We start from the raw sequence: 2,117 nt of genomic DNA on the forward strand, positions 1-2,117 counted from the left end.
AGCGGGCGCAATATGCTGGTGAGGATTATATCGCGGCGGGCGGCGCCGTCATGCGCGATCTGTTCCAGCAGGATGATGGCGGCTGGTTGCAGGATGCCGGGCTGCTGGCGCGCGTGGTGGCGGAAAAGTTGGAGCGCGATGCCGATGCGCTCCGCGCCGAGGGTTGGAAATGGGTCGAGGTGGCACCTGAATTTCCGTATGGCCACAGCTACGGCATGCGGCGCATTCCGGGCACGCGCCGCCCGCTGACGGGAGAGGAGATCGCTCAGGTTGAGGCGTTGCGCGCCGAGGCCGAGCAACTCGAGGAAGAAGCCGCCGCAGTGGACGAGGTCTCCGATGATGCCGATGTCCGCCTCGCGGAAATCGAGGCGGAGATTGACGCGCTGACTCAGCGCCCGCCGGTGTATGACCCTGCCGAGATTGCGATGGCGGGGGTGTTTGTAAGCATCGATGGCAACGGCGCGCTGCGGGTGGAATGCGGTTATGTTCGCCCCGAGGATGAGCCGCTGGTGGTTGAGGAAGCCGATGAGTCGGCTTTGGCAGACGAGGTTAGTGGTATCGCCGACAATGATAGCGATGCCGCCATGCCGGAAAGCCGCATCATCGTCGCGCATGTCGGTGATGCGGCCGAGCCGGAGCCTGAGGAAGAAGACGGCATCAAGCCTTTGCCCGACCGGCTGTTGACCGAGCTGACGGCCTATCGCACGCTGGCGCTGCGTGAAGCGCTGGGCAATGAGCCCGGCATCGCTTACCTCGCCCTGCTGCACGCGCTGTGCCTGCGTCTATTCTACCGCTATGGTGCCGAATCCTGCCTGGAGATTGAGGCGAAGAGCGTGATGTTCGGCGCCCAGGCACCCGGCCTGGCTGATACGCCCTTGTCGGCACGGGTTGATGCGCGGCACGAGGCCTGGGCAGCGCAATTGCCCGAAGATAGTGCTGAACTCTGGGATGCTCTCGCTAATCTCGACACGGATAGCCGCGAGGCCTTGTTCGCGCATTGCGTGGCGCTGACGCTGAATGCCACGCATGATGCCTATAACCGCCGTCCCCGGGCGTTGGCGCATGCCGGGCGGCTGGCGGAAATTCTGGTGCTCGATCTGGCCGCTGCGGGCTGGGCGCCAACGGCGGAGAATTATCTTGGCCGGGTCACGAAGGCGCGCATTCTCGAGGCCGTGAGCGCGGCCAAAGGCACGCAGGCAGCGCAGCAGCTTGAAGGGCTGAAGAAAGGCGACATGGCCGAAGCCGCCGCGCAAATGTTGGCGGGTTCCGGCTGGCTGCCTGAGGTCCTGCGCACGAAGGGCGTGGAGACCATGACGAGGCCGGCAGATGCTGCGGCGGTGTCCCCGCATCGTGCCGTCGCCGATGTCAGTGCGGATGTTTCCGACGAGGAGGCTGAGGCAGCCGATCTTCCATCGGGCGAAGACCATGAACAGCTCCAGCCGCACGAGATCGCGGCGGAGTGATCCCAGAACCCCGAGGCGGCCCAAAGGCCGCCTCGGGTCTATTTCTTCACACCATAAAAACCCGGCTTCGTGCCGGGTTTTGCATTTTTGGAGACAGATCATGTCAGACAATCACAATCAGGCGTCAGACCAACCGCTTCCTGCGATCGATCCTTTTATGGTGGCATGGGAACAAAAAGAACGCGCGTATCGCGAGCGCGCGTGTGCCGTGCTCGATGGCAACAAGAAAGTGCTTTTAGGGATTCTGGCGGAACATGGCATTACCTCCGTGATCGTGAATTTCGACGGCTATGGCGATAGCGGCCAGATCGAGGACATCACGGCCCAGACAAGCGATGTTATCGTTGAATTGCCGGATGAGCGGATCGAGATTTTCCGGCCCGCCTGGGATAGCCCGGACATTGAACGCCAGACCTATACGGTGCGCGAAGCCATTGAGGCGCTGTCCTATGATTTTTTGGCGCAGACGCATTGCGGCTGGGAGAATAATGATGGCGCCTATGGCGATTTTACCTTCGACGTGACGGAGGGGTGCATCACGCTCGATTATAATGAGCGTTATACCGCCTCCGAAAACTATTCCCATGAATTTTGAGGAGGCGGAAATGGCACATCCTTATCATCATGCATTATCCTTCGCGAAAAAATGGGGCG

At 61.4% G+C, this 2,117-nt stretch carries 2 protein-coding genes; both read left to right on the plus strand.

Annotated elements, in window-relative coordinates; translation table 11 throughout:
* Positions 1-1,463, plus strand: a 1,463-nt coding sequence (locus T331_RS20190) for a hypothetical protein (RefSeq protein WP_035180617.1), incomplete at its 5' end; no start/stop codon positions are given.
* A gap of 100 nt (positions 1,464-1,563) precedes the next feature.
* On the plus strand, positions 1,564-2,058 hold the full coding sequence (locus tag T331_RS0116685; protein ID WP_244877003.1) for a DUF6878 family protein: 495 nt from the start codon (positions 1,564-1,566) through the stop codon (positions 2,056-2,058).
* Positions 2,059-2,117 lie beyond the last annotated feature (59 nt).

This window comes from Acidocella facilis ATCC 35904, from assembly GCF_000687875.1.
In the GTDB taxonomy this organism is placed as follows: Bacteria; Pseudomonadota; Alphaproteobacteria; order Acetobacterales; family Acetobacteraceae; genus Acidocella; species Acidocella facilis.

Coding starts and splice junctions, on each gene's coding strand:
- T331_RS0116685 (WP_244877003.1), top strand. CDS start 1,564: ATGTCAGACAATCACAATCAGGCGTCAGACCAACCGCTTCCTGCGATC.